The following is a 21,327-nucleotide window of genomic DNA, read 5'->3' on the forward strand; positions in this document are numbered from 1 at the left end:
TTGCCGCTGCGCTGCGCCGGTTCATTTCGGCGCCGTGACGGTGACGAGCGCGGGGCGCAGCACGCGATCGGCGATCGCGTAGCCCTTTTGCAGCACGGCCACGACGGTGTTCGCCTCCTGCTCGGCGGGAACGACGCTGATCGCCTGGTGCTGATGCGGGTCAAAGCGGGTGCCCGCTGCGGGGCTGATCGCCAGCACCTTGTTGCGCTCGAGCGCCGAGGTCAGCTGGCGCAGGGTGGCGTCGGCGCCTTCGCGCAGCTGCTGCGGCGTGGCCTCCTTGATGGCCAGGGCGGCGTCCAGGCTGTCGGCCACGGGCAGCAGGCTCTCGGCAAAACTCTCGATGCCGAATTTGCGCGCCTTGGCCACCTCGTCTTCGGCGCGGCGTCGGGCATTCTCCGCCTCGGCCTTGGCGCGCAGGAACTGATCGGCCAGATCGGCGCTTTGGGTTCGCAGTTCGGCCAGCTCGCTGCGCAGGCGCTCCAACTCGTCGCTCGCGTGCGCGACGGCTTCGGCCTCGATTGCTTCGGGGGTGGGGGCGCTTGGGGGTGCGGGGGGGATATGGTCTGGCATGTCAGGGTCGGGAAGTCGATGAAACAGTACGCGCGGGAGTTCGGGGCAGGCCGGCGTAAATCAAGGTCTGGCGGTGAAGTGTCCCGCAGCGCGTCGTGCGACGCCGGCATTGCCTTGGATGATGCTGGGGAGGCCTTGATGCGTATCTTGGCGCACGATTCTCTGAGAAGTTAAAAAATAACTTGAAATTTTGCTTTTTTTCTGCAAAATTCTATTTAATTATGGAGAATTCAATGCTGATCGAGTTTCGTGTCAAGAACTACCGCAGTCTGCGCGACGAGCAGGTGCTCAGTCTTGTCGCATCCAAGGACAAGACCCTGCAGGACAGCCACACGCAAGCGACCGGCATCCGTGCTGCCCCCTTCCTGGTGCGCAGTGCGGTGGTCTATGGTGCCAACGCGAGCGGCAAGTCCAATCTCATCAAGGCGCTGCAAAACATGCGTGCCGTGGTGACCGAATCGGCGACAAGCAAGCCGGGTCAGCCCTTTGCCGCGCAGCCATTTCAGCTCGATGCCGATTCCATCGACCAGCCCATTGAGTTCGAGGTCACGTTCCTGCGCGATGGTGTGCGCTACCAGTATGGCTTTGCCCTGAGCACACAGCGCGTCGTCAGCGAACACCTGCTGGTGTACCAGGCATTCAAGCCCCAGCGGTGGTTCACACGCCGCTTTGACGCCGGCACGGGCAAGGATGTCTACGAATTCGGCTCCGGCCTGAAAGGCCCGAAGAACCTGTGGGAACGCGCCACCCGCCCGAACGCATTGTTCCTGTCGATGGCGGTGCAACTCAATAGCGACGCCTTGCGCCCGGTGTTCGACTGGTTCGAGAATCGCTTGCTCATCATCAACGAACGCGCGGACTTCCCTCTGAAACGGTCCATTCAAGGGCTCCAACAGGCGGACGAGAACAAGGAGATCTGCAACTTCCTGTCGGCCGCCGATACCGGCATCACCGGCATCACGGTGGAAACACGCCGGGTCCAGGTCCCCAGGATTTCTCTGTCTGACTCGAGGGCCGGTAAAACCGGAATGCAATCAGAAGAAATGGTGGAACACACGCCACGCTTCCACCATGTCACCGAACGGGGAAAGGCCGTGTTTGATTTGCTGGATGAATCCAGCGGCACACGCAAACTGCTGGTCTTTGCCGGACCGGTGCTGGACATCCTGCGCGACGGACAGACGCTGCTTGTCGACGAGCTGGACACCAGCTTGCACAGCTTGCTGCTGCGCGAACTGGTGCGGCTGTTCCACGACAGCGAGATCAACACCGGGGGTGCACAGCTGATCTTTACCACCCACGACACCTCGCTGCTGGATGCGCCAGATCTGTTCCGACGCGACCAAGTGTGGTTGGTGGAAAAAGACCGCGATCAGGCCTCGGCCTTGGTCAGTCTGTCCGAATTCAGCCCGCGCAAGAACGAAGCGCTGGAACGCGGCTATCTGACGGGGCGTTACGGCGGGGTGCCCTTGCTCAACCCCCTGGGGCTCAAACACTGATGGGCAGCGACAAGCACCTGAGAAACCGCACTTCCCAACCAGCGAGCAGGTAGCAGGCCAACAAACTGACTGACTGACGCAGAGGGCTTGGGGTCCCCGGAGCTTTCCTGGCACAGCTTTTGCAGCTGTTTCTGGGATACAAGATGGGACTCCAAGTATGGTGCAAGACATTTCCCGAGAACCAAGCGGCCCCGAAGGCGCCCCCCAGGCATGGATAGAACGCTTTGAGCAGCCCTTGGTAGCTTGCAGCAGCGGCTCGCTGTCCGGGCTGCGCTTTGCGATCAAAGACAACATCGACGTACTGGGGTGGCCCACCACCGCTGCCTGCGCCGAGTTTGCCTACCGGCCCCGGGCGCACGCCACGGTGGTGCAGCAGTTGCTCGATGCTGGTGCAAGTCTGGTCGGAAAAACCAACCTGGACCAATTTGCCTGCGGCCTCAGCGGCACGCGCTCGCCGTATGGCGCGGTGCCAAATGCGTTCAACGCCGACTATGTATCGGGTGGATCCAGTTCCGGATCGGCCTACGTGGTGGCCACTGGCCAGGTGGACTTCGCGCTGGGCACCGACACCGCTGGCTCGGGTCGTGTGCCGGCCGGGCTGAACAACATTGTCGGCATCAAGCCCAGCCGGGGGCTGCTGAGCACGCGCGGCGTGTTGCCTGCGATGCGCAGTGTGGACTGCGTGTCCATCTTGGCGCGCACGGTGGCGATGGCCGCCCGCGTGCTGCAGGTGGCGCAGGGGGCGGACGCACACGACCCGTATGCGCGCACTCTGCAACTGAGCCATACGCCGTTTGGCAGCCGCTTTCGCTTTGGCCTGCCCGAGCCACTGGAGTTCTTTGGCGATCGGGCCGCGCAGGCCGCTTTTTCCGAGGCGGTGCAAAGACTCACGGCGCTGGGCGGCGTGGCCGTTGCGATTGACTACCGCCCGCTGGCGCAGGCCGCCGCGTTGCTGTACGAGAGCGCCTTGGTGACCGAGCGCTACGCCGCATTGCGCGCGTTCTTCGATTCCCATGAAGGCCAGGTGATCGAGCCGGTGCGCAGCATCATCGCCAAGGGGCGAAGCTTTTCCGCCGCCGACCTGTGCGCGGCACAGACGCAGTTGCGCGCCTGCGCGCAGCAGGCGGGCGCGATGTGGGCCAGCATCGACGTGCTGCTGGTGCCCACTGCGCCGACCCACTACCGCATTGCCGCGATGCAGGCCGACCCGGTGGCGCTGAACCGCAACCTGGGCTACTACACCAACTTCGTCAACCTGTTGGACTACGCGGCGATCGCCGTGCCCAGCAGCATCCGCGCCGACGGTCTGCCCTTTGGCATCACGCTGATCGGCCCCTGCGGCAGCGACTGGCCGCTGGCCGAACTGGGCCAGCGCTACCACCATGCCAGCAAGCTGTTGCAGGGGGCGCTGCAATGGCCACTGCCAGCGCCCCAGGCGCTGACAGGCATCTCCCCGGCGGCCCCGCAGGCGCCGCCGCCAGACAGCGCCCCGCGCATGAAGATTGCCGTGGTCGGTGCCCATCTGTCGGGAATGCCACTCAACGCGCAGCTGGGCGCGCGCGGTGCGCGCCTGCTACAGGCAACCAGCACGGCCCCCAACTACCGCTTGTATGCGCTGCGCGGCAGCACACCCCCCAAGCCCGGCCTGCGCCGGGTGCCCGAGGGCGGCAGCGCCATCGCGCTGGAGGTCTGGGAGATGCCGCAAGCACAGGTGGGCAGTTTCCTGGCGCTGATTGCGCCCCCGCTGGGCCTGGGCCAGGTGGAATTGGCCGATGGCAGCTGGGTCACCGGCTTCATCTGCGAAGGCCATGCGCTCGAAGCCGCACAGGACATCACTGCGCATGGTGGCTGGCGCGCCTACCTGGCCGCGTGCGAGCCCGCTTGAACACAACCCGAACAGGAACTCCCCATGAGCACTCCCCCCGAAGACGCCCGGACCACCGCCCTGATCGACCGCCGCCGGCTGCTGCGCCAGGGTGCGGCCACGCTGGGGGTGCTCGCAGCGCCCGGCATCGTGCGTGCCCGCAGCGCGGTAAAGATTCGCATCGGCTACTGGCCCGTGGCCGCCGGCCTGCCCTTTTTTGCCGCAGTGGAAAAGGGCTACTTCGAGGAAGCCGGGCTCGGCGTGGAGCCGCTCAAGTTCGCCGGCGCCCAACAGGTGATGGAGGCCATGCTCGCAGGCCGCAGCGACGGCAGCGCAAACGGCACCGGCTCCGGCAACCTGGGGGTGGGCGAGTTGGCCTCGCCCGGGCTGTTCAAGATCATTGCCACCAATCCGAGCAACGCCCGGTACGTGCTCGATGAATTTCTGGTGCCCAAGGACAGCCAGGTCAAGACCATCGCCGAGCTCAAGGGCAAGCGCATTGGCTGTGGCCCCGGCATACAGAACAAGGCGCTGGCCAGCGCCGTGCTCGAACGTGCCGGCGCCACCGGTGTCACCGTCACCGAGCTACCGATAGGCCAGCACGTGGCAGCGCTGGCGGCCGGCCAAGTGGACGCGGTCTACACGCTGGAGCCCACCGGCACCGTGGGCCGGCTCAGCGGCGTCAGCCGCGTGCTGGAAGCCGGGGTGATTGCCAAGTACATCCTGGGCGACGCGCAAGCGCCCTGGCATGGCGGCTCAGCGACGCTGACCACCGAGTTCATCAAAAAACACCCGCAAGAGAGCAAGAAATACATCGCCGCCTACGCCCGCGGCATCGCGCTGGTGCGCGAGCAGCCGGACGAGGCGCGCAAGTATCTGGCGGGCTACACCGCCATCGAAGGCCCGCTGACAGGCGCCGTGCCGCTGGCCTCGTACATGCTCTACAACGAGTTCAAACCGGCTGACGTTGCCGCCTTTCAGAAGTTCTTCGACCTCTTCACCGACAAGGGGGTGTTCGATAAAAAACTGGATGTCTCCACGCTGCTGTTCAAGGACTGATCCATGGACCGCCGCGCAAGCCTTGCCGCAGCCAGACGCACGAGCGTGCATTGGAGCCTCCTGCTGCCCTTGATCGGACCGGCTGCACTGTTCATCGTCTGGGACATCGTGGTGCGCGCCGGCATGATCCGCGCGATCTTGTTGCCGCCACCGGCGGCCACCGTGCTCACGCTGCTCACCGGCCTGCTGGGCGGAGCGCTGCTGAACGATTTCTTGTTCACCCTGTGGCGTACGCTGCAGGCCTTTGCCATCGCCGCGCTGGTCGGTGTGCCGCTGGGCGTGCTGCTGGGCAGCAACGAGAAGGCCTACCGCAGCGTGGAGTTTCTGATCGACTTCTTCCGCTCCACACCCAGCTCGGCGCTGATTCCGCTGTTTCTGCTGATCTTTGGCGTGTCGGACATCAACAAGGTGGCCATCGCTGCATTTTCTGCCTTGCTGATCGTGATCTTCAACAGCGCCTACGGCGTCATCAACGCGCGCAAGCAGCGCATCATGGCGGCCAAGGTGATGGGGGCGTCGCGCTGGCAGATTTTCAAGGACGTGCTGATCTGGGAAAGCCTGCAATCGGGCTTTGTCGGTCTGCGCTCAGCGGTGTCGATGGCGTTGGTGATCGTGGTCGTTGCCGAGATGTTCATTGGCTCGGACAACGGGCTGGGGCATCGCATCATCGACGCGCAACAGGTGCTCAACGTCAGGACCATGTACGCCGCGATCCTGGCCGCGGGCGCGCTGGGCTATGCGCTCAACGTGCTGTTTCTGGTGCTGGAGCGGCGCATCGTTCACTGGAGCGGACGATGACGACGCAAGTCCTCCATGGCCCGGTGTACGCCGAGGTGCCCGCGCCGGTGTTTACCCCGGGTCCCCAGGGCACCCACATCACGGTGCGCGGCCTGACCAAGCACTTCGCTGGCTGGCCGCTGTACGAGAACTTTGACCTGAACATCCCCAAGCACAAGATCGTCTCGGTGTTCGGCCCCAACGGCTGCGGCAAATCGACGCTGATCAACATGATCGCCGGGCTGGTCGCGATCGACAGCGGGGAGATCCTGTTCGACGGCAAGTCACTCAAGGACACCAAGATTGGCTATGTGTTCCAGAACTACCGCGAGGCCCTGTTTCCGTGGCTGCGCACCATCGACAACATTGCCTACCCGCTCCAGATCGAGGGCCGATCCAAGGCCCAGGTTGACCGCCGCATGGCCGAGCTCGTGGAGTCGTTTGGCGTGCAGTTCGACCTGAACCGCTTTCCCTACGAACTCTCCGGCGGGCAGCAGCAGACCGCGTCCATCATGCGCGCACTCGCGCCCAAGCCCGAGGTGCTGTTTCTCGACGAACCGTTCTCGGCGCTGGACTTCGAGATGACGCTGTTCATCCGCGAGAAACTGCAGCAGGTGTTCATGCAAACCGGCACCACCATGGTGCTCGTCTCGCACGACCTGGAGGAAGCCGTGTACCTGGCCGACGAGGTGCTGCTGCTGAGCAAGCGCCCGACCCGGGTGGCGGAAATTCTGCACTACGACGAGCCGCGCCCGCGCACGCTGGCGACGCTCAGCGCGCCGGGCTTCATCGAGACGAAGAAGCGGAGTCTGGAAATCTTCCAGCGCGAGGTGCGGCGATGACCGATGCCGGAATCCTGGCCTGCGTGCAGGCCAGCGCGGCCACGCTGGGCTTGGTACTCGATGAGGCCCGCGCCCGGCGCGTGGCCGCGCATCTGGCGCAGATCGAACAAATGGCGCAGCTGCTGCTGGCCGCGCCGATGGAGGCGCACGCCGAGTTGGCCGGGACGTATGTGCCCCTGGCCTTCCCTTCGGCATCCGGCACGCACACCTGCGGTGAAGACGATGGCCCATGAGATGCGTGGCATGACCAGCCTTGCGCTGGTCCGCGCGATCGCCGCAGGCGAGATCAGCGCCCGGGAGGCCTGCTTGGCCAGCGTCGCGCGCATTCACGCGAGCAACCCGGCGATCAACGCCTTCACCCGTTGCTGCACAGCGCGCGCGCTGCGCGAGGCCGAGGCGATCGATGCCCGCCGCGCGCGCGGCGAACGGCTGCCGCCGCTGGCGGGCCTGCCCTACGCGGTCAAGGACCTGTTCGACGTCGCCGGTGAAGTCACCCACGCCGGCTCCAAGCTGAATCGCCAGCACCGGCCCGCGGCCCAGGACGCCTTTTTGGTGACCCGGATGCAGGCCGGCGGCGCGGTGCTGCTGGGGCGGCTGAACATGGACGAATACGCCTACGGCTTCACCACCGAAAACACGCATTACGGAGCGACCCGCAATCCGCATGATCTGACGCGCAGCGCCGGCGGCTCATCCGGCGGCTGCGGCGCTGCGGTGGCGGCAGGCCAGGTCGGCATGGCGCTGGGTTCGGATACCAATGGATCGATCCGCGTGCCCGCGTCTTTTTGCGGCATCTGGGGTCTGAAGCCCACCTTCGGGCGCCTGTCGCGCCGCGGCAGCTACCCCTTCGTGCACAGCATTGACCACCTCGGCCCCATGGCCGATTCGGTCGAGAGCCTGGCGCTGGCCTACGATGTGCTGCAGGCCCCGGACCCGCTCGACCCGGGCTGCCACGCACTGCGGGTGCAGCCGGTGGGCAGCGCATTGCAGCAGGGCATCGAGGGCCTGCGGGTGGGGCTGCTCGGGGGGTACTTCGATGAGCACGCGACGGCCTCGGCGCGTGCGGCCGTGCGCTCTGCCGCCCAGGTACTCGGCGCGAACGATCAGCTTGCATGGCCCGACGCCGCGCTGGGCCGCGCTGCGGCCTTCATCATCAGCGCCAGCGAAGGCGGCAGCCTGCACCTGCAAGACCTGCGCACGCAGGTACAGGAATTTGAACCGCTGTCGGTAGATCGTTTCATTGCCGGCGCGCTGCTCCCCGCCGCCTGGTATTTGCGCGCGCAGCGCTTTCGCCAGAGCTACCGCGACCAGGTGAACGCGCTGTTCCGGCATTGGGATCTGCTGCTCGCCCCGGCCACACCGGTGGCCGCGCCGGTGCTGGGGTCCGAGTGGCTGGATATCAACGGCACGTCCATGCCCACGCGGGCGTCGATCGGCCTGCTCACGCAACCCATCTCTCTCGCCGGTTGCCCGGTGGTGGCGGCACCCATTTGGCCCACGGGCACCGGCGGCCTGCCGATCGCGGTGCAAATCATTGCCGCACCCTGGCGCGAAGACTTGGCACTGCGCGCTGCGTGGGCGTTGCAGGCGGCCGGCTGCGCGCATCTGAAACCGGTGGAGATCTGAGCCGTGGATACCAACCTTCCCGACGTGCTGGCCGAAGTCACGCGGCAATGCCGGCGCTACGAGCAGGCGCTGGTGCACAACGACGTCGCGCTGCTCGACGAACTGTTCTGGAACAGCCCGCACACGCTGCGCTACGGCGCCACCGAAAATCTGTACGGCTACGCCGCGATCGCGGAATTTCGTGCGGCGCGCGCGCCGCAGGGCTTGCAGCGCAGCCTGCTGAAAACCGTCATCACCACCTACGGGCGTGACTTTGCCACCGCGAACATCGAATTCCAGCGCCCGGGCAACCCCGGCATCGGACGCCAAAGTCAGACCTGGGTGCGCACCGATCAGGGCTGGCGCGTTGTCGCCGCCCATGTGAGTTGGCTGCAATGAAGCACCGCCCGATTCGTCCTTCATACCCATTACCCATCCATCCCCCGGAGAACCCACGCCATGAAACCCAGTCCATTGAATCGCCGTGACACGCTCAAATCCCTGGCGGCGCTGGGTGTTGCAGGAGGGGCCTGGGGTCAGAGCCTTGCGGCGCAAAACCCGCCAACGCCACTGATCGTCGGCGTGATCTACGTCGGCGCGCGCGACGACTACGGCTACAGCCAGGCCCACGCCCAGGCGGTGGCCGAACTCAGGAAGTTGCCGGGGGTCCAGGTGGTCGAAGAAGAAAACGTGCCGGAGACTGCGGCGGTGCAAAGAACCATGGTCGGCATGATCAAGCAAGACGGCGCCACGTTGCTGATCCCCACGTCCTTCGGTTACTTTGACCCGCATATCCTGGCGCTGGCTCCGAAATACCCGGACGTGCGCTTTGCCCATTGCGGCGGCCTGTGGACCGAGGGCAAGCATCCCCGGAATGTGGGCAGTTTCTTTGGCTACATCGACGAATGCCAGTACCTCAATGGCGTGGTTGCCGGCCATATGAGCCCGAGTGGAAAAATCGGCTTTGTTGCTGCCAAGCCGATTCCACAGGTGCTGCGCAACGTCAATGCCTTCTTGCTCGGCGCGCGTTCGGTCAGGCCCGGTGCCAGTTGCCGCGTGATCTTCACCGGCGAATGGTCCATGTCGATCAAGGAGGCCGAGGCCACCAACAGCCTGGCCGACCAGGGCGTGGACGTGTTCACCATGCACGTGGACAGCCCCAAGGTGGTGGTCGAGACGGCGGCCAGGCGCGGCAAGATGGTCTGCGGCTACCACGCCAGCCAGGCCCGACTCGCCTCGCAGTCCTACCTGTGCGGGGCCGAGTGGAACTGGCTCACCGCCTGCCGGACGTTCGTCGCTGCGGCCCAGAGCGGCAAACCGCATCCGAACTTCCTGCGCGGCGGCCTCGGCGAGGGCTATGTGCGCATGTCGGCCTACGGCGCAATGGTCAGCGAGGCCGCCCGAAGGAGCGCCGACGCCGTCCGGGCCCAGATGCTGGCAGGCCAATTCGATATCTTCAAGGGACCGCTCAAGGACAACCAGGGCAAGCTGGTGCTCGCCGCCGGCAAGAGTTGCAAGCAGACCGACATCGCCCTCGAGGGCATGAACTACCTGGTCGAAGGCGTGCTGGGCACGATCTGACGCACCCAGCCACCCGACCACCGAGCCCACGAGCGATCATGCGCGACACCCTCTATGGCGTAGCCCTGCCGATGCTGGCCATCACTGCGGCGCTGGCGCTGTTTGGGGTCTTCGTGAGCCTGGCTGGCGCGGACCCGCTGCAGGTCTGGACGCTGCTGTTCCAAGGGGCTTTTGGCGACGCCTTTGCCTGGCAAAACACCTTGCAGCGCGCCGCACCGCTGATGCTCACGGCGCTGTGCGTGGCCATTCCGGCGCACGCCGGCCTGGTGATCATTGGCGCCGAAGGGGCGCTGGTGCTGGGCGGTCTGGCCTGCGCCGTGAGCGCCGGCTACCTGCCCCTGCCGGGCAACGCCGTCGGCAGTGCGCTGGCCTGTGCAGCGGGCGCGTTCGCCGGCGGGCTGTGGGTGGCGTTGGCGGGCTGGCTGCGGCAGTACCGCGGCATCAACGAGACCATCAGCAGCCTGCTGCTGGCCTATATGGCCATCGGGCTATTCAAGCATCTGGTCGAAGGCCCGCTGCGCGACCCAGCCAGCATGAACAAGCCCGCGACCCGAACGCTGCCCGAGGCACTGCACATCGGCGGCATCGCCGGCAGCGACGTGCACTGGGGGCTGATGCTGGGCCTGCTGGCCTGTCTGGCGCTGGCGCTGTGGCTGCGCTGGACGGCGTCGGGCTTTGCGCTGCGCGTGGTCGGCGGCAATCCACGCACCGCCGCGCTGATGGGCCTGCCCGCAGCGCGGCTGGTCGTCGCCGCCTGCGCGATCGGCGGCGCTGCCGCAGGGCTGGCCGGCGCCGTCGAAGTGGCTGCCGTGCACACGAATGCGAATGTGTCGCTGATCGCCTTTTATGGCTACACCGGCATCCTGGTGTCGTTCATTGCCCGCCACCAGCCGTTGGCCATCATTCCTGTGGCGATCCTGTTTGGCGGCTTTGGCGCGGCCGGCAGTCTGCTGCAGCGCCGCCTGGGTCTGCCCGACGCCTCGGTGCTGGTACTCCAAGGGATGGCCTTTGTGCTCATCCTGGCCAGCGAAGCGCTGCGCGATCTGCAAGGGCTGCATTGGAGACGCGTGTGCGCCAGCTTGACCCGCATCAGCGGCTCCAGCGCGCAAGGGAAGGCCGCATGAGCGCAGAGCAGTGGATGCTGCTGTTCTCCGGCATGCTCGGCGGCGCATTGCGGGTCGGTACCCCGTTCCTGTTCGTCAGCCTGGGCGAATGCCTGACCGAGAAGTCGGGGCGCGTCAACCTCGGGCTCGAAGGCGTGCTGGTGCTGTCGGCGATGGTGGCTTTTGCTGCGGCCTGCCTGGGCCAGTCGGCCTGGACGGGAGTGCTCGCCGGCGCAGTCGCCGGGGGGCTGCTGGCAGCGCTGCATGGCCTGCTGTGCTCGCTGCCCCGGGTCAACGACGTGGCCACCGGCATTGCGCTGATGCTGCTCGGCAGCGGCCTGGCGTTTTATGGGGGCAAGCCCTTCATACAGCCGCAGGCGCCGCAAATTCCGGCATGGGAACTGGGTCAGTGGAGCAGTTCGCCAGCGCTGCAGTCGGCGCTGCGGATCAATACGCTGCTGCCGCTGGGCCTGCTGCTCGCGCTGCTGATGGCTTGGGGCCTGCGGCACACCCGCTACGGCCTGCTGCTGCGCCTGGCCGGTGACTCGGCCAGCGCGGCGCGCGCGCTGGGCCATTCGGTCACGGGCATACGCATTCTGGCGACCACCCTCGGCGGCATGGTGGCCGGCCTGGGCGGCGCCTCGCTCACGCTGTTTTATCCCGGCAGTTGGAACGAGGGCATCTCCAGCGGTCAGGGGCTGATTGCCGTGGCGCTGGTCATCTTTGCACGCTGGAGCCCGCTGCGCTGCATCGGCGCTGCCGCCCTGTTTGGCAGCGCGGGCGCGATCGGTCCCGCGCTGCAATCCGTCGGCATGGGCTGGGGCTACCACCTGTTTGGCACCCTGCCTTATGCACTCACCCTGCTGATTCTGGTGCTCAGCTGCAAGCCCGACCGCCTGGCCCAGGGCTGCCCGGGAGAGCTTGCGGCATCGAAACACTGAACACCCCATGCACATCACCGCGAACCCCTACCCCTGGCCCTGGAACGGCGACCTGCGCCCGGACAACACGGCGCTGATCGTGATCGACATGCAGACCGACTTCTGCGGTGTGGGCGGCTATGTGGACAAGATGGGCTACGACGTCGCGCAGACGCGCGCGCCGATAGCGCCATTGCAAACCCTGATGGCTGCGCTGCGGGCCGCAGGCTATGCGGTCATGCACACCCGCGAGGGCCATAGACCGGATCTGTCGGACCTGCCGGCGAACAAGCGCTGGCGCTCACGGCAGATTGGCGCGCAGGGTGTGGGCATAGGCGATGACGGCCCCTGCGGGCGCATTCTGGTGCGCGGCGAACCGGGCTGGAACATCATTGATGAACTGGCGCCGCTACCCGGCGAAGTGGTGATCGACAAACCGGGCAAGGGCTCCTTCTACGCCACCGACCTGGAACTGCTGCTGCGCACCCGCGGCATCGTGAACCTGCTGCTGGCCGGCATCACCACCGACGTGTGCGTGCACACCACGATGCGCGAGGCCAACGACCGCGGCTTGGAATGCCTGCTGCTGTCCGACTGCACCGCCGCCACGGACCACGGCAACCACCTGGCTGCGCTGAAGATGATCACGATGCAGGGCGGCGTCTTCGGCGCCCACGCCGCGTCGTCGGCCGTGCTGCAGGCACTAAGTGTCCTGCCCTGCGAATAGCAGCACATGAAACTGCGCCTTTCGCGCCATGGCGGCGTTGCAAATCCTCGCGATACCTACGGGTATCGCTGCGGTTTGCGCCTTGCCATGACGCGAAATGCATCCGTTTCATTTTGTGCCGCTATTCGCAGGGCAGAACACTAGCCGCGCAGGAGCGCTGATGCGCTTGATTCCTGCGCCCAGACCGGCCAGCGGCGCGCTGCGGCTGGAAACCTGCGGGTTGACGAAGCGCTTTGGCAGTGCTACCGCGCTGAGCCAGGTCAGCATCCGGGTAGCGCCCGGCAGCGTGCACGCGCTACTCGGTGAGAACGGCGCAGGCAAGAGCACGCTGGTTCGGTGCGTGGCCGGCATGGCGCGCGCCGAGGCAGGCAGCATCCTCATCGACGGGCGCGAGCAGGACATTGCCAACCCGGCGATCGCCCGCGCCTTGGGCATAGGCATGGTCTACCAGCACTTCACGCTGGCCCCCGGCATGAGCGTGGCCGAGAACCTGCTGCTGGCGGCGGGCAGGCTGCCTTGGCTGCTCGACTGGAGGGCCCGGTACGCCGAGCTCCGGGGGTTTCTGGCGCGCACGCCATTCAGCCTGGATTTGGACGCGTTCCCTGCCGATTTGGCAGCGGGCGAGAAGCAGAAACTGGAACTGCTCAAGCAGCTGTACCTCCAGCCCCGGTTGCTGATCCTGGACGAGCCCACCTCGGTGCTCACGCCGCAGGAGGCGGACCAAGTGCTCGGCCACATCCGTGAGCATGCGCGGCGCGGCGCGTGCACCGTGATCATCATCACGCACAAGTTCCGCGAGGTCATGGCCTACGCCGACACCGTCACCGTGCTGCGCAAGGGCCAGGCCGTGCACCACGGCCGCGTCGCCGACAGCAGCCCGGAGTTGCTCGCGCAGGCCATGGTGGGGGGCGCGGTAGCGGCGATGGCAGAGGCAGATACAGAAAAAAAACCGCCGGCCGCAGCGCGCGAGCGTCCACGGTCGGACGTTCCCGCGTTGCAAGTGGACAAGCTGTCCGCATTGGGCGAGCGTGGCACGCTGGCGCTGCACGGCCTGAGCCTGACACTGATGCCCGGCGAAATCCTGGGCATAGCCGGCGTCTCCGGCAACGGCCAGCGCGAACTGCTGCAAGCCCTGGTGGGCCAGCGCCCTCGGCTCTCGGGCACAGTCCACGTGATGGGCCAGCCCTACGCGGCCACCCGCGCGCAAAACCGGCGCCTCAAGGTGCGCAGCCTGCCCGAGGAACCACTGCACAACGCCTGCGTGGCCGCGTTCAGCGTGGCGCAGAACATGGCGCTGCGCGACTTCGACCAGCCGCCGCTGGCAACAGCTGGATGGGGTGGCTGGCTGCGCTCTGCCGCCTGGCGCGAACGCGCCCGCGCATGGATTGCCGAGTACGGCATAAAGACCCGGGACGAGACAGCGGCCATTCAGAGTCTGTCCGGCGGCAACGTGCAGCGCGCCGTGCTGGCGCGTGAGCTGGCCGGTGAGATCCACGTGCTGATCGCCGCCAACCCGGCGTTCGGGCTGGACTTTGCCGCAGGCCGCGACGTCCACCGCCGGCTGCGCCAGGTGCGCGAGCGCAACGCGGGCGTGCTGCTGATCAGCGAAGACCTGGACGAGTTGCTGGCGCTGGCCGACCGCATCCTGGTCATGAGCGAGGGCCGCATCGTTTTCGAAACCACCGCGGCCGCTGCCGACCGCCAGGTGCTGGGCGCGCACATGGGCGGCGGCGTGCAGGGGCAGGCCCGGCGCCATGCTGCATGAACGGCCGCTATCCGGGCTCTCGCTGCTTGCGCAGCCCTTCATCTACCCGTTCGTGCTCGCGCACACGGCGCTGCTGAGCATAGACATGCAACGCGACTTCATCGAGCCTGGCGGCTTTGGCGCCAGCCTGGGCAATGACGTATCGCGGCTCAGATCCATCGTGCCAGCCTGCCAGACCATGCTGGCGGCCTGGCGCCGGGCCGGGGGACTGGTGGTGCACACCCGGGAGACGCACCGCGCCGATTTGTCCGACTGCCCCCCGGCGAAACGCCTGCGCGGCAACCCCGCGCTGCGCATTGGCGACGTCGGCCCGCTGGGTCGCATCCTGGTGGCAGGCGAGCCGGGCAGCCAGATCATTGCCGAACTGGCGCCATGGCCTGGCGAGCCCGTGATCGACAAGCCCGGCAAGGGCGCATTCCATGCCACCGGCCTGCAGCAAATGCTCGAGCAGCGCGGCATCAGCCACCTGATCGTCATGGGCGTGACCACGGAAGTGTGCGTGCAAAGCACGATGCGCGAGGCGAATGACCGAGGCTACGACTGCCTGCTGTTGCTGGACTGCACCGAGAGCTACTTTCCGCAGTTCAAAACCGCGACCGCAGAGATGATCCAGGCCCAAGGAGCCATCGTCGGATGGACTGCAAACAGCACGCAGCTGCTGTCAACGTTGGCAGAATCGAGCGCATCGAAAACGCCCATTTGAAGAATGCCCACCGCACCCGCACCACCAGCGCGCAGTTCGCGTGCCGAACAGGTCTACGAGCAACTCAAGCGCGACGTGGCCGAGTTCCGGCTCGTGCCGGGCGACCGTTTCACTGAACAAGCGGTCAGCGAACGGCTGGGGGTCTCGCGCACCCCCGTGCGCCAAGCGCTGACCCGGCTGCAGCAGGAAGGCCATGTCGAAGTCCTCTACCGCAGTGGTTGGCGCGTGCTGCCGTTTGACTTCGACAAATTCGAGCAACTCTATGACCTGCGCATGGTGCTCGAGACCACGGCGGCACACCGGCTCTGCGAAGGCGCGCAGAACGCCGCGCACAGCCAGCAGCACCGGGCGCTGCTCGACGGCCTGACGACACGGTGGCTGACCCCCATGGCGCAGCGCAGCACCGACGCGGTGCAGGTGAGCCAGTGGGACGAAGCCTTTCACTGCACGCTGGTGCAAGCGGCGGGCAACGCCGAAATGGCGCGGGTACACCGCGACGTGACCGAGCGCATCCGCATCATCCGCCGCCTGGACTTCACCCAACAAGCCCGCATCGACGCCACCTACGACGAGCACGCGAAGATACTCCAAGCCATCCACGCCCGGCGCGGCGCGCAGGCCGAGATGCTGCTGCGCGCGCACATCACCACCAGCCAAACCGAGGTGCGCAAGATCACGCTGCATCAGATGCACTTGGCGGGTCAGGCTGCGGGTGCAATGGGCGGCGCGGCATGAACCGACTGGCAAAAATCGGCGGGCCGGTGCAGGTGGACGAACTGGCGCCGGGCCAGCGGGGAGGGCAGGGCAGCGCGGGCTATAATCCTCGGCTTTGCCTTGCCACACCGCTTCACGACGTTCACGACGCAGTGGGTGGCTCTACCCATAAGGAGCGTGCATGCGTCATTACGAAATCATTTTGCTGATCCATCCGGATCAGAGCGAGCAGGTTCCAGCCATGCTGGAGCGCTACAAGGGCATGATCACCGCCGGCGGCGGCAAGGTGCACCGCGTGGAAGACTGGGGTCGGCGGCAGCTCGCGTACCTGATCAACCGGCTCGCCAAGGCGCACTACCTGTGCGTGAACATCGAGGCCGACCAGGCCGTGCTGGCCGAGCTCGAGCACGCCTTCAAGTTCAACGACGCCGTGTTGCGCCACCTGACGGTGCAAAAGAAGAAGGCCGAAACCGGCCCCTCTGCGATCATGAAGACCGTCGAGCGCGAGGAAGCCCGCAGGGCCAACCAGGCCCCTGCCGGCCAGGCCGAATACGCGGCCGCCGGCGAGCGCTGATCGGCCCCATGATCGGCAGCAGTGCACAACCGCGTCGTCCTGACCGCATGCATCGCAGAGGCCGAGCCCCTGCGCTGTACGCCCGCCGGGTTGCCGGCCATTGCCTTGCGCATCGCGCACACGTCGCAGCAGACGGAAGTCGGCCAGCCGCGTGAGGTGAAGGCGGCGATGAAGGCCGTCGCCTTCGGTGCGATGGCCGAGCGCCTGGCGCGGCAGGACATCGGAAGTCTCTGGACTTTCAGCGGTTTCCTGGCCTCGCCGCGCAATGGCAAGAATGCGGTGCTGCACGTCCAGGACATTCAGCAAACTTAAATTTTTCAAGGGAGGCCAGCATGGCCACGTTCAAGAAGTTCAACAAAGACAAGCGCCCCAAGCGCAACACCCAGTCGCTGCTGTTCAAGCGCAAGCGCTTTTGCCGCTTCACGGTGACGGGGGTCGAAGAAATCGACTACAAGGATGTCGATACCTTGCGCGATTTCATCGCCGAAAACGGCAAGATCATCCCCGCGCGCCTGACCGGAACGCGCGCCATCTTCCAGCGCCAGCTGAACACGGCGATCAAGCGCGCGCGCTTCCTGGCCCTGGTTCCGTACAGCGACCAGCACAAAATCTGAAGGAGCCAGCGCCATGCAAATCATCCTGCTCGACAAGGTCGTGAACCTGGGCAACCTCGGTGAAGTCGTCAAGGTCAAGGACGGCTACGCCCGCAACTTCCTGATTCCCTCGGGCCGCGCACGCCGCGCGACCGCCGCCGCCAAGGCAGAGTTCGAGGCCAAGCGCGCGCAACTCGAAAAGGTCGCCGCGGAAAAGCTGGCGCTGGCGCAGGCGCAGGGCGAGAAGCTCGCCGGAAGCACCGTCAAGCTGACGCAAAAGGCGGGCGTGGACGGCCGGCTGTTTGGTTCCGTGACGCACCAGGACATCGCCGAGGAACTGAACAAGCAGGGCTACAAGCTTGCCAAGTCACAGGTCCGCCTGCCCAACGGGCCGATCAAGACCGTGAGCGACAGCAGCGTGAGCGTGGTTCTGCACACCGATGTGGTGGTGCAGGTCAGCGTCTCGGTCTACGGCGAAACCGCCTGAACGCCGGCGCAGCGATTGCCCGACTTTGTACGAGAGCCGCCCTTGGGCGGCTTTTGTCATTGGATGGCTTCATTTTGTACACGACCGTCCAGCGCTAATCCACGGCTTGCCCACAGGCTTGTCCCCGTTGGCCGCATGCCTGTCCCGCCAAGCCTTGTCCGGAGAAAACCCCGATGTCCACCGTCTTTTCCCAATCCGATGCGCAGGGCTCGATGGCTGCGCGGCCAGTGGATTACGAGGTCGCGCAGCTGCGCGTGCCGCCGCACTCGATCGAGGCCGAATCCAGCGTGCTCGGCGGCCTGCTGCTGGACAACAGCGCCTGGGATCGCGTGGGCGACCTGCTCGTGGAAAGCCATTTCTACCGCCACGAGCACCAGATGATCTACACGGCCATCAACGCGCTGATCCATGCAGGCAAGCCGGCCGACGTGATCACCGTCTCCGAGCATCTGCAAAACCAGGGCAAGGCGCAGGAGATGGGCGGATTGGCGTATTTGAACAACCTCGCGCAGTATGTTCCGGGCGCGAGCAATATCCGCCGCTACGCGGAGATCGTGCGCGAGCGGGCGATCTTGCGCAAGCTGGTGACGGCCAGCGACGAAATCTCCACCAGCGCGTTCAACCCGCAGGGCAAGGCGGTGGAGCGCATTCTGGACGAGGCCGAGGCCAGGATTTTCGCGATCGCAGAAGAAGGCGCGCGCACCCGGCAGGGCTTTCAGTCGCTCGATACGCTGGTCCTCGATCTGCTCGACCGGGTACAGGAAATGGCGGACAACCCGGTGGACGTGACCGGGGTGCCCACGGGCTTTGCCGATCTGGACCGGATGACCTGCGGCCTGCAGGCCGGCGACATGGTGGTGCTGGCTGCGCGGCCCTCGATGGGCAAGACCTCGCTGGCGGTGAACATTGCCGAGCACGTGGCGCTGCACGAGGGGCTGCCGGTGGCCATTTTTTCGATGGAAATGGGCGCCGCCCAGCTGGCGGTGCGCATCGTGGGATCGATCGGGCGAGTGAACCAGAGCAATCTGCGCACCGGCAGGCTCACGGACGAGGAATGGCCGCGTTTCACCGAGGCCATCGAAAAGCTGCGCACGGTGTCGCTGCACATCGACGAAACCCCGGGGCTCACGACCGCCGAGCTGCGCGCGAATGCGCGGCGCCTTGCGCGCCAGTGCGGCAAGCTCGGGCTGATCGTCGTTGACTACCTGCAGCTGATGAGCGGCGCGGACGCGTCGGGCCTGGACAACCGGGCGACGGAGCTGGGCGAAATCTCGCGCGGCCTGAAGATGCTCGCCAAGGAGTTGCAGTGCCCGGTGATCGCGCTCTCGCAGCTCAACCGCTCGGTCGAGCAGCGCACCGACAAGCGCCCCCTGATGTCCGACCTGCGCGAATCGGGCGCCATCGAACAGGACGCGGACATCATCATGTTCATCTACCGCGACGACTACTACAACAAGGAGAGCAAGGAGCCGAACGTGGCCGAGGTCATCATCGGCAAGCAGCGCAATGGCCCGACCGGAACGGTGAAGCTGTATTTCCAGAAGAACCAGACGCGCTTCGAGAATCTGGCTCTGGGTTCGGGCGACGACCTGCACTGAAGTCTGATCGCGCCCCGGGGGACGCGGGCGCTACAGGCGCAGCTTGCGCAGTGCGGCGTTCACGGCGTTGGGGTCGAAGGCCACCGGATCGAAGGGGCCGCCATGCCACTCCCACATCTCCAGGTGTTCTGGATGCGAGGGGTCCCGGATGGCTTGCAGGAAGCCGGCGTAGCCCGGGACGCCGCCAACGTCATCTGGCGGACAGGCATTTGCGCCGTCCAGGCACAGCGGGCGGCGGTTCTTTTCTTCGGGTTCCAGGCGGGCCTCGACCTTGATCAGATGCTGCCAGTCATCGCCAAAGTCGTAGGTGTAGACGAATCCGGTCGTGTCTTCGCCGAGCACGGTCGCCAGGTCGAACAGGCGTTCGTCCTGCGTGTCTTCGTCCATCGACGGCCACATGGGATTCGGCAGCGAGTAGCGCAGTTTGCCGACGCTGAATTCGTGCAGATGGGCGTTTCTCCAGCCCATCACCAGCTGAATCACGCGGTGGAGTTTTTCCAGCATCAGGGTATCGGGAACCCAGAGCCGGCGCCAGACGGTCGGCTCCAGATACGCCAGCTTGACGTGCAGTTGGTAGATGCGTCGCGGGGCGGTCGGGCGCCGGGGTTTCTTCGCTTGCGTGCTCATGCGCCAATATTACCCTTGCTTACCCCCGATCCTGCTGCAGGGCGCGAACAGGTCCAACTCGGGGCGGTAGGCGCTGGTCTGCACGTCCATCAGGCCGAGCACCGAATGAAAGTAGTTGTCGTGGCTGATGCGCCGTTGGTCCTGGTCGCGCTGCAGGCAGGCGCTGCTCAGGCCGGTGCGCGCCTGCATGGCGGGGGATAGCCAGGTGATCCAGGGAATGTGCTTTTGCACGTCGGGGGCAATCGCGTAGGGCAGACCGTGCAGGTAGATGTTGTTCTCGCCCAGCGATTCTCCATGGTCCGCGACGTACATCATCGCGGTCTGCGCGCGCTTCTCGTGCGTCAGCAGCCATTCGAGGACGGAGTCCAGAAAGTGATCCGTCTCGACGATGCTGTTGTCGTAGGCGTTCACCACCTGCTCGCGCCCGCATTCCTGCAAGGCCGCTGAATGGCACTCGGGTTCGAATTTCTTGTTCTCTTGCGCCGAGCGCTTGTAGTACGCCGGGCCGTGGCTGCCCATCTGGTGCAACACCACCACGCTGCCGCGCGCGCGCCGTTCGGCGGGCAGGGCGGCGATCTGCGCGTCCAGGTTCTGGAGCATCACACGGTCCAGACATTCGCCGCCGGGGCACAGCGCGGGGTCTGCCGGGTTGTGGATTTCTCCGATGCGCGCGCACGCACCCTTGCAACCCGACTGGTTTTCCACCCACAGAACGCCCAGGCCGGCGTGCTGCAGCACGTCGAGGAGGTTCTCGTAGTTGGCCGGGCGGTCCCCGTAGTCCGTGCGCCCCAGGTGCGCGAACATGCAGGGCAGCGACGCTGCCGTGCTGGTGCCGCAGGACCAGGCGTTGCGTGCGCTCACGAGGTCCTTGCGGGCCGCAAGCCGCGGGGTGGTGTCGCGCGCGTAGCCATTGATGCCGAAGTTCTGGCTGCGGCCGGTTTCGCCGAGCACCAGCACCAGCAGCGGTGGCTTGGTCTGGCCGGAGTAGCTGGCGCCCAATCGGGCGTCGCGTCCCAGGGGCAGCAATGCGTGCGTGTCCATGCGCAGGGGCTGGGTGGCGATGTTGCCCAGCGCGTACACGCTGTTGAGCGGGTTGATCAGGTAGCGCAGCCGGGGGTGGTTGCGCATCGTCGAGGAAAACTCCTGGAACACGAGCAACAGGCACAGCACGCTGACGGCCAGCGAGCCCAGCAGCAGCAAGCCGTTGTACGCCACCTGGCGCATTGCGCCCAGGCGCTGCAACGGGCGGCGGTACAGACCCAGAAACGGCGGCGCGGCCAGCGCCAGCACGCTCACCGGCAGGCGCCAATCGAGCAGGTCCCGGGCCTCCCCCAGGTCCGTCTGCAGCACGTTCAGGAGCATGAAGCTGTCGATTGCTATGCCGTAGGCGAGCATGAAGTACATGCCCAACGCCGCCATCAGCACCAGCACCACGGCGGCGGGCTTGAGCGTCCAGCGCCAGGCCAGCAGGCTGAGCAGGGCGGCATTGCCCGCCGCGACGATGGCCCCAAAGGCCAGAGCAAAACCCCAGTCGCGCAGGCTGCCGCTGCCGGGCAGCCGCGCCACTTCCTGCCACAGCGGAAGATTGCAGGCGGTGGCCAGCCAGGCGCTGGTCAGCAGCACTACCCAGGCCGGGTGGATCGGGCGCAAGCGGGCCCGTGCGCTGTTCGGTGTTCGGTGTTCGGGGGGGATGGGCCGATCAGCTGCCTCCCCGCTGGC

23 protein-coding genes are annotated in these 21,327 nt (G+C 66.2%); 20 read left to right on the top strand and 3 right to left on the bottom strand.

Features of this window, described 5'->3' with window-relative positions; all coding sequences use genetic code 11:
• Positions 1-21 precede the first annotated feature (21 nt).
• Positions 22-570, bottom strand: coding sequence for a nucleotide exchange factor GrpE (grpE, locus tag D5041_RS15245; protein ID WP_265285133.1), 549 nt, complete (start codon positions 568-570; stop codon positions 22-24).
• Positions 571-803: 233 nt separating this feature from the next.
• Between grpE and D5041_RS15250 the strand changes: the two genes are divergently transcribed.
• From D5041_RS15250 to dnaB, 20 genes are all read left to right on the top strand, one after another.
• A complete protein-coding gene (locus D5041_RS15250; RefSeq protein WP_265285134.1) occupies positions 804-2,069 on the top strand; it encodes an AAA family ATPase in 1,266 nt (421 codons plus the stop codon).
• A gap of 157 nt (positions 2,070-2,226) precedes the next feature.
• On the top strand, positions 2,227-3,954 hold the full coding sequence (gene atzF, locus D5041_RS15255) for an allophanate hydrolase (RefSeq protein ID WP_265285135.1): 1,728 nt from the start codon (positions 2,227-2,229) through the stop codon (positions 3,952-3,954).
• A gap of 24 nt (positions 3,955-3,978) precedes the next feature.
• Positions 3,979-4,992, top strand: a complete 1,014-nt coding sequence (locus tag D5041_RS15260) for an ABC transporter substrate-binding protein (RefSeq protein ID WP_010099920.1) — start codon at positions 3,979-3,981, stop codon at positions 4,990-4,992.
• A 3-nt stretch (positions 4,993-4,995) separates the two neighbouring features.
• A complete protein-coding gene (locus D5041_RS15265) occupies positions 4,996-5,790 on the top strand; it encodes an ABC transporter permease (protein WP_010099921.1) in 795 nt (264 codons plus the stop codon).
• Complete coding sequence (locus tag D5041_RS15270; RefSeq protein WP_265285136.1) at positions 5,787-6,611, top strand: ABC transporter ATP-binding protein; 825 nt, start codon at positions 5,787-5,789, stop codon at positions 6,609-6,611. Before D5041_RS15265 ends, D5041_RS15270 begins: the two co-directional genes overlap by 4 nt.
• The gene (locus D5041_RS15275) at positions 6,608-6,844 is read left to right on the top strand and encodes a DUF4089 domain-containing protein (RefSeq protein ID WP_265285137.1); all 237 of its coding nucleotides are present in this window, start codon (positions 6,608-6,610) and stop codon (positions 6,842-6,844) included. The genes D5041_RS15270 and D5041_RS15275 overlap by 4 nt, the downstream gene beginning before the upstream one ends.
• A 10-nt stretch (positions 6,845-6,854) precedes the next feature.
• The gene (locus tag D5041_RS15280) at positions 6,855-8,237 is read left to right on the top strand and encodes an AtzE family amidohydrolase (protein ID WP_265285138.1); all 1,383 of its coding nucleotides are present in this window, start codon (positions 6,855-6,857) and stop codon (positions 8,235-8,237) included.
• A 3-nt stretch (positions 8,238-8,240) separates the two neighbouring features.
• A complete protein-coding gene (hpxZ, locus tag D5041_RS15285) occupies positions 8,241-8,615 on the top strand; it encodes an oxalurate catabolism protein HpxZ (RefSeq protein ID WP_265283114.1) in 375 nt (124 codons plus the stop codon).
• Between the two features lie 60 nt (positions 8,616-8,675).
• Positions 8,676-9,797 carry a BMP family ABC transporter substrate-binding protein gene (locus D5041_RS15290; protein WP_265285139.1) on the top strand — a complete coding sequence of 374 codons (1,122 nt, stop codon included), beginning with the start codon at positions 8,676-8,678 and terminating at the stop codon, positions 9,795-9,797.
• A 38-nt stretch (positions 9,798-9,835) separates the two neighbouring features.
• The gene (locus D5041_RS15295) at positions 9,836-10,921 is read left to right on the top strand and encodes an ABC transporter permease (protein ID WP_265285140.1); all 1,086 of its coding nucleotides are present in this window, start codon (positions 9,836-9,838) and stop codon (positions 10,919-10,921) included.
• Positions 10,918-11,841 (top strand): ABC transporter permease, encoded by a 924-nt coding sequence (locus D5041_RS15300; RefSeq protein ID WP_265285141.1) that lies wholly within the window; start codon positions 10,918-10,920, stop codon positions 11,839-11,841. The genes D5041_RS15295 and D5041_RS15300 overlap by 4 nt, the downstream gene beginning before the upstream one ends.
• Positions 11,842-11,848: 7 nt before the next feature.
• The gene (gene biuH / locus D5041_RS15305; protein ID WP_010106328.1) at positions 11,849-12,547 is read left to right on the top strand and encodes a biuret amidohydrolase; all 699 of its coding nucleotides are present in this window, start codon (positions 11,849-11,851) and stop codon (positions 12,545-12,547) included.
• A gap of 160 nt (positions 12,548-12,707) precedes the next feature.
• Positions 12,708-14,312 carry an ABC transporter ATP-binding protein gene (locus tag D5041_RS15310; protein ID WP_265285142.1) on the top strand — a complete coding sequence of 535 codons (1,605 nt, stop codon included), beginning with the start codon at positions 12,708-12,710 and terminating at the stop codon, positions 14,310-14,312.
• Positions 14,302-15,015, top strand: a complete 714-nt coding sequence (locus tag D5041_RS15315) for a cysteine hydrolase family protein (protein ID WP_265259575.1) — start codon at positions 14,302-14,304, stop codon at positions 15,013-15,015. Before D5041_RS15310 ends, D5041_RS15315 begins: the two co-directional genes overlap by 11 nt.
• A 3-nt stretch (positions 15,016-15,018) precedes the next feature.
• Entirely contained in the window at positions 15,019-15,750 is a 732-nt protein-coding gene (locus D5041_RS15320) for a GntR family transcriptional regulator (protein WP_265285143.1), read from the top strand.
• 160 nt (positions 15,751-15,910) lie between these two features.
• On the top strand, positions 15,911-16,303 hold the full coding sequence (gene rpsF / locus D5041_RS15325) for a 30S ribosomal protein S6 (protein WP_010106321.1): 393 nt from the start codon (positions 15,911-15,913) through the stop codon (positions 16,301-16,303).
• A gap of 21 nt (positions 16,304-16,324) precedes the next feature.
• A complete protein-coding gene (gene priB / locus D5041_RS15330; RefSeq protein ID WP_010106320.1) occupies positions 16,325-16,615 on the top strand; it encodes a primosomal replication protein N in 291 nt (96 codons plus the stop codon).
• Positions 16,616-16,635: 20 nt separating this feature from the next.
• Positions 16,636-16,917, top strand: coding sequence for a 30S ribosomal protein S18 (gene rpsR / locus D5041_RS15335; RefSeq protein ID WP_005795932.1), 282 nt, complete (start codon positions 16,636-16,638; stop codon positions 16,915-16,917).
• A 13-nt stretch (positions 16,918-16,930) separates the two neighbouring features.
• Positions 16,931-17,383, top strand: coding sequence for a 50S ribosomal protein L9 (gene rplI / locus D5041_RS15340; protein WP_010106316.1), 453 nt, complete (start codon positions 16,931-16,933; stop codon positions 17,381-17,383).
• Between the two features lie 173 nt (positions 17,384-17,556).
• Positions 17,557-18,981 carry a replicative DNA helicase gene (dnaB, locus tag D5041_RS15345; RefSeq protein ID WP_010106314.1) on the top strand — a complete coding sequence of 475 codons (1,425 nt, stop codon included), beginning with the start codon at positions 17,557-17,559 and terminating at the stop codon, positions 18,979-18,981.
• A 30-nt stretch (positions 18,982-19,011) separates the two neighbouring features.
• On the opposite strand, the gene D5041_RS15350 is transcribed toward dnaB, so the two are convergent.
• Together D5041_RS15350 and D5041_RS15355 are read right to left on the bottom strand one after the other, a co-directional pair.
• Complete coding sequence (locus D5041_RS15350; protein WP_265285144.1) at positions 19,012-19,608, bottom strand: plasmid pRiA4b ORF-3 family protein; 597 nt, start codon at positions 19,606-19,608, stop codon at positions 19,012-19,014.
• 9 nt (positions 19,609-19,617) lie between these two features.
• Positions 19,618-21,258, bottom strand: a complete 1,641-nt coding sequence (locus D5041_RS15355) for a phosphoethanolamine transferase (protein ID WP_265285145.1) — start codon at positions 21,256-21,258, stop codon at positions 19,618-19,620.
• Positions 21,259-21,327 lie beyond the last annotated feature (69 nt).

This window comes from Verminephrobacter aporrectodeae subsp. tuberculatae (assembly GCF_026127385.1).
GTDB lineage: Bacteria > Pseudomonadota > Gammaproteobacteria > Burkholderiales > Burkholderiaceae_C > Acidovorax > Acidovorax aporrectodeae.